Origin of the sequence: Imperialibacter sp. (genome assembly GCF_048007035.1) — a bacterium.
Classification (GTDB): Bacteria; Bacteroidota; Bacteroidia; order Cytophagales; family Cyclobacteriaceae; genus Imperialibacter.
Map to the genome: position 1 here is coordinate 6664867 of NZ_CP180355.1, position 13995 is coordinate 6678861.

Sequence of the window (13995 nt, forward strand, 5' to 3'; positions counted from 1 at the left end):
ACTTTAAAGAATTAAAAAATGAAAAAATCATTCTTAAGACGTATTCTTTTAGTTGGGCTGGGATTGACAGTTTTTAGTCAGTCTTGTACCGACCTGGAAGAAGAGTTATATAGCGATATTACTGCAGACAACTTCTTCAAAAATGAAGAGGAGTTCATAGCAGCACTTGGTCAGGCTTATTCAGCCTTTGGCGGACTGGGCAACCACTTTAACCTTTGGTCAATCAATGAAATTTCATCTGATGAAATTGCAATTAGCCAAAAAGGTGGTGACTGGTACGATGGTGGTGTACTTATTCAGCTTCATGAGCACAACTTCCCTGCCAACAACGGCCTGTTCAATAGTGCCTGGGGCATGATCTATGGTGGTATTAACACCACGAACCGCTTGATCTACTCATTTGAGCAGTTAGGAACACCGCAAGCTGACGCATTTATTGCGGAGTTGAGAGCCATCAGAGCCCTCTGGTACTACTGGGCCATGGACTCTTTCGGTAATGTGCCTCTGGTAACAGACTTCACTGATACTGATCCTCCGGCAAATGCTACAAGACAGGAAGTGTACAATTTTATCGAGTCTGAGCTTGATGCGGTAATTGGTCTGCTCCCTACCGAGAAAACAGCGGCAACGTATGGAAGGATGACCAAATGGGCTGCCCTTTCGATCAAGACAAAGATGTACCTCAACGCTGAAGTATATACTGGAACAGCCCAATGGGCCAAAGCAGCTGATGCAGCGGAGCAGATCATCAACAGCGGGCTTTACTCACTGGAGCCGGTTTACTCAGATAACTTCGCCATCAGTAATCAGAATTCTGGAGAAAACATCTATGTATATCCTTATGACAAGGTATTTGCTGGCGGCTTTAACTGGGTAATGATGACCCTGCACCTTGCTAGTCAAACTACTTTCAGCTTGACTCAGCAGCCCTGGAATGGTTACCAAACTGTAGAAGAGTTTTACAATTCTTATATCGATCCGGTAAAGAACCCTGGCCCTCAGGGAGATGTTTGGGCTGGCTTGGCATTGGAGCCTTCTACTGGTACTCAGGATGACCGTTTGTCTAACTTCCTTGTTGGTCCGCAATTCAATCCTGATGGCACGAGAACACAGGATCCGGGAGTGGATGCCGCTGACCCTGACGGTCCGGATCTTACTTTCACGCCTGCTTTGAATGAGTTATTCCCCAACGGATGGAGACAAGGTGGTGCCAGAATTGGTAAATACGAAATTGAGCGTGGTGGTACCAACAACATGAGCAACGACTTCGTTATTTTCCGATTAGGAGACATCATTCTTTCTTTGGCAGAAGCCAAGTACAGAATGGGCAATACAGCTGAGGCTCTTGTGCTTGTTAACCAAATCCGTGAAAGAGCTGGTGTGGATCCATACACTACTTTGACCGACGACTTGTTGTTCGACGAAAGAGGAAGAGAAATGTATGTGGAAATGAGCCGTCGTCAGGATCAAATCCGTTTCGGAAAATGGCATGATGCGTGGTGGGCGAAAGCAGCTGATCCTGCGGACACTCATGAAATTATCTTCCCAATTCCTCAACCACAGCTTGATTCGAACGATAAGTTGGTTCAGAACCCGGGATATAATTAATTAAATCAGGGCGATTTCCTAAGCCTGGAAATCATCCAAAAAATATGGACTCCTGAGCTGGTTGCTCAGGAGTCCTATTTTTTAGCATTCCTTTCACCAAAAAACGCATGGCAATAGCCAATTGCTTAATTTGCAACTTATTTCAGACAGAGGGGAAGTGAAATCAATTCAGTCGACATTTATTTATCTTATCTTGATTGCAGCATTTTTAAATGGCTGCAACCAGGCTGCAAAAGCGCCAACCCAGACCACTCCCCTATTTTCGCTTCTTGATGCCAGTTCCACAGGCATCGAATTTAACAATGAACTAACCTACACTGAAGAACTCAACCCCTACACGTTTAGAAATTTCTTCAACGGTGGCGGCGTCGGCCTTGGCGATGTCAATAATGACGGACTCATCGACATATTTTTCTCAGGCAATCTGGTGGACAATAAGCTCTACCTCAACAAAGGCAATTTTAAGTTTGATGACATTTCGGACAAAGCTGGTATTACAAGCGAGGAAGTATGGACAACTGGTGTAAGCCTGGTCGATATCAACGCAGACGGCTGGCTGGATATTTACCTCTGCAAGTCCGGGCCATCGGGAGGCCCCAATCGAAGCAATGAGCTGCTGATCAACGACGGAGATACCGTTAACGGCCCGCATTTTACTAACCAGGCTATGGCTTACGGGTTAGCAGATATCGGGCTCTCCGTTCATGCAGCTTTTTTCGATTATGACAAAGACGGCGACCTCGATTTATACCTTCTGAATAACAGCATCCGGACTGTAGGCGGCTATGACCTGCGAAAAGGGCAGCGTAATATTCCCGACCTGGATGGTGGAAACAAGCTCTACAGAAACGATGACGGGAAATTTACCAATGTAAGTCAGCAAGCCGGCATTTACACCAGTGCCATTGGGTTTGGACTTGGTGTGACCATTGGTGACCTTAACAAAGATGGCTGGTCAGACATCTACGTTTCGAACGATTTTTTTGAAAAAGATTACCTCTATATCAACAACCAGGATGGCACTTTCACTGAAGACCTCGAAAGTTACATCAGGGAGCTCAGCATGGGCTCGATGGGTGCCGACATGGCCGATATCAACAACGACGGCCTACCAGAGGTTTTTGTAACGGAGATGCTCCCGGAGGGCGATGCCAGGCTTAAAACCACCACACAGTTCGAAAAGTGGGACAAATATCAGGTAAGTGTCGATCAGGGATACTACCACCAATTTAGCCGAAACGTGCTTCAGCTTAACAACGGCATCGGGCCCGACGGAAAACTTAGCTTCTCCGAAGTTTCAAGACTAACAGGTACACATGCCACCGACTGGAGTTGGGGTGCGCTGATCTTTGACATGGATAACGATGGATTAAAAGACATTTTCGTTGCCAATGGCATTGGCAAAGACCTGCTTGATCAGGACTATGTCAATTTCATCGGAGATCCGGAGGTAGTAAGGAGTATCCTTCGGCAAAAAAACAATGTGATTAAGCAGCTAATAGACTCTATTCCTTCCAACAAGGTGCCTAACTATGCTTTCAAAAACATCAACAACCTGCATTTCGAAAACTTTGCCAGCCAGTGGGGGCTAGACCTGCCCTCTTTTTCCAATGGCTCTGCCTATGGTGACCTCGACAACGATGGAGACCTGGACCTCGTACTCAACAACGTGAACATGCCTGCCTTTGTGTATAGAAACAACACCAAAGGACAGCACCCGGAAAATCACAGTCTGACCGTCTCGCTGCGTGGCGAACAACAAAACTACTTTGCCGTGGGCTCAAAAGTAACACTCTTTAGCAAAGGCCAGGTGTTTTATCAGGAGCTTTCTCCCATGAGAGGGTTCATGTCGTCAGTCGACTATCGTTTGCATTTCGGACTAGGCGCAATCGATATGATCGATTCGCTGGTGGTGGAATGGCCCAATGAAACGATTTCTGTAGCGACAAATCTCTCCCCCGACAAAACAGTTGAGTTCTTCCAGGCAGAGGGAATAAGAAAACCAAATGCGGCAACTAGCGGTCCACATAAAACGATATTCACCCGGGAAACTTCCCCTAAGGGAGTGAATTTCAAGCATATCGAAAGTTCGTTTGTAGATTTCGATAAGGAGCGCCTCCTATTCAACATGCTTTCCAATGAAGGGCCCTGCACTTGTGTGGCCGACATCAATGGCGACGGCCGGGACGACTTCTACATCGGAGGTGCGAAAGGGCAAGGTGGCAGGCTGTTCAAACAAACCAAAGACGGCAACTTCCAGGAAACATTGAGTCAGCTTTTTGATGGCGACAAAGAAGCCGAGGATACCGACTGCGTGTTTTTCGATGCCAATGGAGACAATTTGCCCGATTTATATGTCTCCAGTGGTAGCAACGAAGTGCCCAACATTTCTCTTTCACTAGTTGACCGGCTCTATATCAACACCGGAAAGGGCCAGTTTGAAAAAAGCCAGCAAATTCTGCCTACCGGCACCAAATTGGAAAGCACATCGGTGGTAAGTGCGATGGACTATGACAATGACGGGGACACTGATCTTTTTGTGGGCGTGCGGATGACGCCAGGGTTTTATGGAGAACCAAAAAATGGCTACCTTCTCAACAACGACGGCCAAGGTATATTCCAGAATGTCACCGTTGAATTTGCACCAGATCTCAACAGCATAGGTATGATCACCGATGCGCTTTGGAGCGACGTGAACAACGATGGAGCAGTGGATCTGGTGGTAGTTGGAGACTGGATGCCAATAAGGGTTTTTCTCAACCGAGATGGGAAATTTGTTGAGTCCTCTAATACGTCTGGCTTGACTGGTTCCGGTGGCTGGTATCAGGCTGTGGCTGCCGGTGATTTTAATGAAGACGGTCTGATTGACTTTGTAGTGGGCAACCACGGCTTGAACTCGAGGTTCAAAGCAAGTCAGCTTGAGCCTATTTCGATGTATATCAATGACTTTGACAGAAACGGTTCTAAGGAGCAAATACTTACCCGCTATTACGGCGGTAAGGAGCTGCCGCTGGTCATGAGAACAGACATGGTGATGCAAATACCTGCACTGAAAAAGAAATACCTGCGATTCAAAAACTACGTTGGCCAGGGCATGGATGAAGCGTTTACTTCAGAGCAAATTTCAAATTCCATCATTCTGCAAGTCAATGACCTCTCCTCTCAGTTACTTCTCAACAAAGGCAATGGCCAGTTTAGCTCGCAACCGCTTCCGTTGGAGGCTCAATTTGCTCCTGTATACACCCTGCTTGTTGAGGATTTTGATAATGACGGCCATTTGGATGTATTTTTGGGTGGCAATCAATACAGAGCAAAGCCGGAAACAGGGATTTATGACGCCAGCTATGGCTTGATGCTTAAGGGTGACGGCAAAGGAACCCTGACCACTGTGAGAGGCGCTGAGTCCGGCATACATACCAAAGGAGAAATCAGGTCAGCACAAAAAATCAAAGTGGGAAACCAAAAAATGATAGTAATAGGGAAAAATAATGACGTCCCGGAGTTTTATAGTTATTAAGATGATAAAAATGAAATTTAGATCAATTGGTGCAATAGCTACCTGCATGTTTTTAGGTGCCACATTGTTTTTTTCATGCGATTCTTCGGTTGGCAGCAATAACAAGAAAGAAAACTATGACAGCCTCTTCCTGGGCTTCCATTTTGGCATGGATCGCAAAGAGTTCTTCCGGTATTGCGCTGAAATGAATCAGAAAAAGCTTTTTGCCCATGGTACGGGAGCAACAAGCGTACAATACGAACTAAAAAATGAATTCAAGGCTCCTGTGATCATGAGGTTCTACCCGTCGTTTCACGAGGAAAAAATATATGAGATGCCCGTAACCTTCACCTATGAGGCCTGGGCACCGTGGAATAAACAATACTGGTCGGAAGTTCTGCTGGAAGAGATGTACGAACAATTTAAGGTCTGGTACGGCGACGGTTTTCAGGTAATTAATCATCCGAATCAGGGCAAAGTGTATGCAAAAATCGACGGGCGCCGGAGAATCAACTTGTTTATCAGAGACGACCAGTTTGTGCAAGCTGTATTTTCAGACATGAGAGTGATCACAGAATTAGAAAAACAGAAAGAGAATTAGCCCCCTTCAAAAGACGGTAAAATGACCAAATATCAAACAGCGAAGAGTTTTTTCCTTACCCGTGTGGCTTCCATCATCACACTGGTGTTTACTATCGCCTGTCAGTCGGAATTGGACAATGCGGCTCCTACCCTCTTCAGAACAGTGAAAAGCAGCGAAAGCGGTATTGACTTTGAAAATAACCTGACTTTCACCAAAGAATTTAACATATATACCTATAGGAACTACTACAACGGAGGTGGTGTAGGTTTGGGTGACATGAACAACGACGGGCTGATTGACATCTACCTGACCGCCAATATGTTGCCTAACAAGTTATACCTTAACCAGGGTAACTTCAACTTCAAAGACGTAACGAAGACAGCAGGTGTAGCTGGAACAAAGGCGTGGTCTACTGGCGTAAGTCTTGCCGACGTTAATGGCGATGGCCTTATAGATATCTATGTTTGCAACTCAGGCGATATAAAGGGCGACAATAAACAAAATGAACTGTTTATTAACCTGGGACCTGATGCGGAAGGGCTTCCTGTTTTCAAAGAAAGCGCTGAAGAATACGGAATAGCGGATCAGGGGTTTTCAACTCATGCGGCCTTTTTCGACTACGACAACGACGGCGATCTGGATCTTTACCTCCTCAATAACTCCTATCAGGCAATAGGAAGCTTCAACCTTCGAAAAAACGAGCGACCTATAAGAGATGATGTAGGCGGCGACAAGCTATTTAGAAATGATGACGGCCACTATAGCGACGTGAGCATTGAAGCCGGTATTTACGGCAGCGTCATCGGGTTTGGACTTGGCGTTACCATTGGCGACATCAATAAAGACGGTTGGCTGGACATTTATGTTTCCAATGACTTTTTTGAAAGGGACTATCTTTACCTGAACAACGGAAATGGCAGCTTTAGAGAGGTGCTTGAATCAGAAATGAGGAGCATTAGCGCTGCGTCGATGGGCGCTGACCTTGCCGATATCAACAACGACGGCTACTCCGACATCTTCGTTACCGATATGCTGCCTGAAGCCGAGGAACGGATCAAAACCGTTACCACGTTCGAAAACTGGGACAAATACAAACTCAACCTTGACAACGGATACTGGCACCAATTCAACAGAAATATGCTCCAGTTAAATAACGGAGACGATACTTTTAGTGAGATTGGGCGACTGGCCAATGTGTCGGCTACAGACTGGAGTTGGGGGGCGCTTATTTTCGATTTCGACAATAATGGCTATAAAGATATTTTTGTTGCCAACGGCATTTATCAGGACCTGACCAATCAGGATTTTCTGAAGTTTGTTACCGAAGAGAGTACGATTCAGCGTATTATCTCGTCGGAAGGAGTTGACTACAAGCAGCTGGTGGAATTGATACCTTCTCAGGCTGTGCCTAACTATGGCTTCATGAACAACGAGAATTATTCTTTCACCAACAAAGCCAAAGAGTTAGGGTTGGGCCAGCCCAGTTTCTCCAATGGGTCGGCGTATGGTGATCTGGACAACGACGGTGATCTTGACCTCGTGGTCAACAATGTGAACATGCCGATATTCCTGTATGAAAATAAAAACGAAGATTTCAACCCTGACAATGGTTTTTTGAAATTCAAATTGGAAGGTGTTGGAAACAATACATTTGCCACTGGGACCAAAATAACTGTCGTCGCCGGAGGAAACAGGCACTATATCGAGCAAATGCCTATCAGAGGGTTTCAGTCAACCGTCGACTTTCGCCCTAATATTGGATTGGGCAAGGCCTCCAAAGCCGACTCGGTGATTGTGCAATGGCCAGATGGGTCGGCTAGTATACTGACAGATGTACCCACCAGGCAGACACTGACTCTTAGCCAGAAAGATGGAGTTCCCTCACAAAACCATCAGATGAAAACTGCTCCAAATTCACGTGAAACGATGTTTGAGGCCGTTGCTGCCGATCAGGTAAAGGCAAGTATAGACTACCAGCACAAAGAGAACTTATTCGTCGATTTCGATAGAGACAGGCTGATCTTTCACATGTTGTCGACAGAGGGACCATGCATGTGTAAAGGCGACGTAAATGGCGATGGAAGAGAAGATGTGTTTATCGGTGGCGCACGAGAAATGGCCGGCGAACTGTTTATCCAGAAACCCGACGGAACCTTTCGGTCGGAGAGCAAGCTGACTTTTGAAAAAGATAAGAGCGCTGAAGACGTAGATTGTGCCATATTTGATGCCAATGGCGATGGTAAGAATGACCTGTATGTGGCCAGCGGAGGCAGTGAAGTAACAAACAGCTCCCCTTCCCTATCCGATCGTCTTTATATAAATAAAGGCAGTGGCAGCTTTGAAAGAACTGCCCAGGTACTCCCAGCCAATAAATTTGAAAGTAGCTCAACCGTAAACGTAGCTGACTATGATGGCGACGGTGACATGGACATGTTTGTTGGCATAAGAACAAAGCCCTATTTCTATGGAGTGCCCGGCAATGGTTATCTCCTGCAAAACGATGGTCAGGGAAATTTCCAAGAAGTTAGCAGCACAATAGCTCCTGGTCTCAAAAATATCGGAATGATTACTGACGCCGTTTGGTCAGACATTGACGCAGACGGTGACCAGGATTTGTTGGTTGTCGGAGAATGGATGGCAATAAACCTTTTCAGAAACGATGGCGGAAAGTTTACCAATACCTCTACCGAAGCTGGCTTTGCGAATACTGAAGGTTGGTGGAACGCCATTGAAATGGCCGACCTCAATGGTGATGAGCTCCCCGATTTCATCGTGGGCAATCACGGACTGAACTCCAGGTTCAAAGCCTCAGTTCAAAAGCCCATCAACCTCTTTTTGAGCGACTTCGATCAAAATGGCTCATTGGAGCAAATACTGACTCAGTATAATGGTGATTTCTCGTATCCCGTGGCACTTAAGCATGACCTGGTGATGCAACTACCGGGTCTTAAAAAGAAATACCTGAAGTACGAAAACTTCAAAGGACAGAAAATGGAAGACATTTTTACCACTGAGGAATTAGCGAATGCCTCCAGGCTTACTGCAAATATGCTGGAATCAGTGGCCCTTATTAATAAATCGAATGGGCGCTTTGAAATCGTGAAACTGCCACAGGAAGCCCAGTTTTCACCAATCTACTCTATTCTTGCCAACGATTTTAACCAGGACGGGTCAACGGATATTCTTTTAGCAGGTAATCTTTATGATACTAAACCTGAGGTTGGCCGATACGATGCAAGTTATGGTGTGATGCTTCAAGGCAACGGGCAGGGAGGCTTCAAAAACATTTCAGCCAAACAATCGGGCTTCCTATTAATAGGCCAGGCAAGGGAAATGGCCTTCATGAAGGTAGGAAGCCAGCAAATGCTCCTCGTAGCCAACAACAATGATGCGCTGCAAATGTTTGTCTACCATCCAACCTCTGTCATTATTCCGCAGAAAACAATCGAAATTAACAAATGATGCTGTACCTGCGTCATCCAAAATATGGGCTACCAGGCCTGATTTGTATTTGTCTCCTGCTATTCTCAGGCTGCAACGATGGGCAGCCTAAGGCCACTCATTTGTTTGAAGCAGCTTCACATGACCAAACGAATATTGCCTTTTCCAACACCCTTACAGAAGACGAAGAATTCAACCTCATAGATTACCTCTACTTCTACAACGGAGGCGGTGTCGCCATTGGCGATGTAAACAATGACGGACTGCTGGACATTTACTTTTCTGCCAATCAGGAAGACAATAAGCTCTACATCAACAAAGGTGACTGGACTTTTGAGGACATTACTGACAAAGCTGGCGTGGCAGCCTCAGGCGCATGGAAAACCGGCGTGACCATGGTTGACATCAACGGTGACGGCTTTCTCGATATTTACCAATGCCGACTGGGTAAATACAAGGGTATTGAGGGCTCCAATCAGCTCTTTATTAACAACGGAGACCTTACATTCTCCGAAAAGGCATCCGTGTATGGTTTGGATTTCAGCGGATTCAGCACGCAGGCCGCCTTTTTCGACTACGACCTCGATGGCGATCTCGATGCTTATCTGCTGAATCATTCGGTGCACACCGAACGAAGTTACGGGAGGGCTACACTGCGCAAATACGACGATGGAAACGCCGGAGACAGGCTTTTCAAAAATGACAATGGGAAGTTTACCAGTGTGACCAAACAGGCTGGTATCTATTCAAGCAATATCGGCTATGGCCTGGGGGTTGGCATCAGTGACGTCAACGCCGATGGCTGGCCAGACATCTACGTATCCAATGACTTCAATGAAAACGACTACCTGTACATCAACAATGGGATGGACACGCTTGGGCTGGTCAGCTTTACTGAGTCAATAGCGCAGACAATTGGGCACACCAGCCGATTCTCCATGGGGAATGATTTGGCAGACTACAACAACGACGGCCTGATCGATATCATCTCGCTGGACATGCTCCCTGAGGACGAAGAAATTATCAAGCGATCAGCCGGTGACGACTCATACGAAATCTACAGTCTCAAGCTCAAATTTGGGTATGGTCGGCAGTTTACCAGAAATGCACTCCAGCTCAACAACGGTATCCAAAGCGACGGGCTGCCCAGCTTTTCCGAGATCGGGCAGCTGGCTGGTATTCACGCCACAGACTGGAGCTGGGCTCCCCTGCTCGCCGACTACGACAATGACGGTTACAAAGACCTGTTCATATCGAACGGTATCAAAAGGAGGCCCAATGATATGGACTACATCAACTTCCTTTCAAATAGAGACTTGAGAGACGGGCTCGTCAATAATCCAACTTTGAGTGATCGCCGACTGGTGGATGAAATGCCTGACGGCGCAGTGCACAACTACCTGTTCCGAAACAACAAAGACCTGACTTTCTCCGATGTGAGCGACCAGTGGGGAATGATAACTCCTTCCCTATCCAACGGTGCCGCCTACGCCGACCTTGACAATGACGGCGACCTTGACCTCATAGTCAACAACATCAATGAGGTCGCTTCCTTGTATAGAAACACTACGGCTGAGTCGGCAAGCAAAACAAAACAGTCGTATTTAAAGGTAATTCCACTGGGTAAGGGGAAAAACACATTTGGGATAGGCGCCAAATTGTTTGCGTACGCAGGTGGTAAAGTCTTTTATCAGGAAAATTTTGTTGCCAGAGGTTTTCAATCTTCCGTGAGTCCATGGGTACATTTCGGCCTTGGGGAGATCAAAACACTTGACTCGTTGAGGGTGGTTTGGCCTGGCGGAAAAACGCAGCTTCTGACAAAGGTGGAAGTTAACAGGTCAATTCAGCTTGACGAAACTGAAGCCAAGTTGTTTTACCGTGCCGTTGACCGACAAGAACACCCCTTGTTGACAGACGTAACTGATAGCCTGGGTATCGACTTCACTCACAAAGAAAACAATTTCAATGATTTCAATAGAGAATTTCTTATCCCTCACCTGGTTTCCAAAGAAGGCCCCAAAGTAGCAGTAGTGGACTTTAACGCAGACGGAAGGGACGACTTCTACATTGGTAATGCATCCGGTGCATTAGGCTCTTTCTTCATTTCGGCCAGCGACTCCACCTTTTCGACCTTACTCCTTCCTCGCCAGGTCGACAACATGAGGATGGAGGAAACCAATTGCCTCTTTTTTGATGCCAATGGGGATGGTCTTCCGGATCTGTATATCGTTTCAGGAGGCAACGAGTTCTCTCCACGAAATAGTAATCTAAAGGACAGGCTCTTGATCAACAATGGAGCTGGAGGATTTACGGATCAGAGCAACGGGCTGCCAGATGCCTATCAGCATGGTTCGGTAGCCGCTGCCGCCGACATTGACCAGGATGGCGACCAGGACTTATTTGTTGGAGGACGGGTAGTGCCCGGGCAGTACGGTGCGCTGCCTCTCAGTTATGTGCTACTCAATGATGGTACGGGCAAATTCACCGATACAACCGCTGACATCGCTCCTGCCCTGGGCGAGGTGGGCATGGTAACCGACGCACAGTGGATCGACCTTAACGGCGATACTTATCCTGAGCTTGTTGTCGTTGGGCAGTGGATGCCTATCGCCATTTATGGTAACAACAAGGGGCAGCTGACCAGGCTCTATTTCGAAGGACTGTCGCATTCCAATGGCTGGTGGAGTTCTTTGGAATTAAGTGACATAGACAACGACGGTGACACTGATTTTATCGTTGGTAATCTTGGAACAAACAGCCGTCACAAAGCAACGCTGGAGTTTCCAATGCATCTCTACAGCAACGACTTTGATGATAACGGCTCACTGGATCAGGTTCTTTGTTACTCGACACCGCAAGGAGTTTTCACCGTGAACACCAAAGACGAGTTGATCAAGCAAATTCCCTCTTTGAAAAAGAATTTCGTAAAACATGCAGACTTTGCGGGCAAAACGGTAGAGGAAATTTTTGGAGAAACGGCACTGAACAACAGCCTGCACCTACAGGCTACTAACTTTCAGTCCGTTTGGGTTGAAAACATCAACAATCAGGGCTTTACCATTCATGCCTTGCCTGTAGAAGCGCAGTTTGCTCCCGTTGCAGCTATCGAAACAGCTGACCTCAATGGTGACGGGCATGTCGACATAATGCTGGGTGGAAACAGCTTCAGCAGCTCCCCCTATTTTGGAACTTACGACGCCAGCCAGGGCCTGGTGCTTCTGGGGGACGGAAAAGGTAAGTTCTCCTCTGTGAGCGCCAGAAAAAGTGGGTTAAAGGTCGCCGGTGAGATAAAAGACATCAAAACGCTACATTTTCCCGGAAAACTGCTTTTCGTCATTGCAAGAAACAACGATAAGCCCGTCATTTACATGTTGAACAATTCAGTTGAGAATATTTTTTAATTTTGCACCCAGAAGAACAAAGGAGAAAGTGATGTTGAAACGTTTTTTACTAGGAACATGCTGTGCGGTTGTTATAGGTTTGACCCTAAATGGCTGCAATTCATCAAAAGGTGAATACAAGGAGGTACTAAAAGACCCGGAACTCTACCATGCGTCTGTAAAAAAACTTACAGACATTATCGTTCATGATATTTTCTCGCCACCCGTCGCCAGCCGTATTTATGTGTATCCCAACATTGCGGCCTACGAAGTGCTTGTCAACCAATATCCTGACTATCAGTCGCTGGCTGGCCAACTAAACGGCCTGGGCGAAGCTCCGAAGCCAGACCCTGCCAAAGAAATGGATCTGCACCTGGCTTCTATACATGCTTTTCTTACCGTTGGCAAGGCGCTGATATTCTCTGAGGATAAAATGGACGTTTTCAGAAACAAGCTTTACAACAAAATACAGGAAACAGATATTCCCTCAGATGTTTTTGACAACTCCATTGAGTATGGTGAAACAATGGCCAAGCATATCATGGATTGGGTGGCGCTGGACAACTACAAGCAGTCCAGATCCTTTCCTAAATACACTGTGATGGACAACCCCGACTACTGGAAGCCAACACCCCCTGACTACATGGAAGGTATTGAACCACACTGGATGAAAATCAGGACATTGGTGCTCGACTCATGTAATCAATTTGTACCGAAACCACCCACTCCTTACGACATGGCAAAAACCAGCCAGTTTTATAAGGAGCTTATGGAGGTTTACGAAACGGGAATTAACCTCACCGAGGAGCAAACTGACATTGCCAAGTTCTGGGACTGTAATCCTTACGTTTCTCACCACAAAGGCCACGCTATGTTTGCCACCAAGAAGATAACTCCAGGGGGGCACTGGGTGGGCATTACTGCCATTGCTACCAAGCAAACCAACTCCAACTTCATGGAAACGAGCGAGGCGTATACAATGGTCACCATCGGCTTGTTCGATGGATTCATTTCTTGCTGGGATGAAAAGTGGCGCAGTATCCTGATCAGGCCCGAAACCGTTATCAATCAATTTGTGGATGAAGATTGGGTGCCTTTGCTGCAAACCCCACCCTTCCCTGAGTACACCAGCGGGCACAGCGTTATTTCCAACGCAGCTGCCTCCGTACTGACCAAGCTATACGGCGAAAAATTCAGCTATCAGGATACCACCGAGATGGAATACGGCCTGGAGCCCAGAAGCTTCGATTCCTTCTTTGGAGCTAGTGAAGAAGCCGCTATAAGCCGCCTCTACGGAGGCATTCACTACATGCCAGCTATCACTGAAGGCATTACCCAGGGCAGGCAAGTGGGTAGTTGGGTGCTCGACAATGTGAAGACCAGAAAAGGCTCATTATCGGAGGCTAAAAAGGAAGATTAGTAAATAAGTCGCCCACTGATAAAAAGTCCCGCAATCGATTCTTCGATTGCGGGACTTTTTATTTATT

6 protein-coding genes are annotated in these 13995 nt (G+C 46.6%); all 6 read left to right on the top strand.

All coding sequences use genetic code 11. From position 1 onward, the window contains the following. Window positions 1-18: 18 nt before the first annotated feature. The 6 genes from ACMVP2_RS28205 (at window position 19) to ACMVP2_RS28230 (ending at window position 13928) form a co-directional block, all read left to right on the top strand. Window positions 19-1608, top strand: coding sequence for a RagB/SusD family nutrient uptake outer membrane protein (locus ACMVP2_RS28205; protein WP_339791643.1), 1590 nt, complete (start codon window positions 19-21; stop codon window positions 1606-1608). 130 nt (window positions 1609-1738) lie between these two features. Beyond that, complete coding sequence (locus tag ACMVP2_RS28210) at window positions 1739-5125, top strand: VCBS repeat-containing protein (RefSeq protein WP_339791645.1); 3387 nt, start codon at window positions 1739-1741, stop codon at window positions 5123-5125. 10 nt (window positions 5126-5135) lie between these two features. Next, window positions 5136-5705, top strand: coding sequence for a hypothetical protein (locus tag ACMVP2_RS28215; RefSeq protein WP_416866100.1), 570 nt, complete (start codon window positions 5136-5138; stop codon window positions 5703-5705). A 21-nt stretch (window positions 5706-5726) separates the two neighbouring features. After that, complete coding sequence (locus ACMVP2_RS28220; protein ID WP_416866101.1) at window positions 5727-9149, top strand: VCBS repeat-containing protein; 3423 nt, start codon at window positions 5727-5729, stop codon at window positions 9147-9149. Then, the gene (locus tag ACMVP2_RS28225) at window positions 9146-12529 is read left to right on the top strand and encodes a VCBS repeat-containing protein (protein WP_416866102.1); all 3384 of its coding nucleotides are present in this window, start codon (window positions 9146-9148) and stop codon (window positions 12527-12529) included. Before ACMVP2_RS28220 ends, ACMVP2_RS28225 begins: the two co-directional genes overlap by 4 nt. Before the next feature lie 31 nt (window positions 12530-12560). Beyond that, entirely contained in the window at window positions 12561-13928 is a 1368-nt protein-coding gene (locus ACMVP2_RS28230) for a vanadium-dependent haloperoxidase (RefSeq protein WP_339792045.1), read from the top strand. The last annotated feature ends 67 nt before the right edge of the window (window positions 13929-13995 follow it).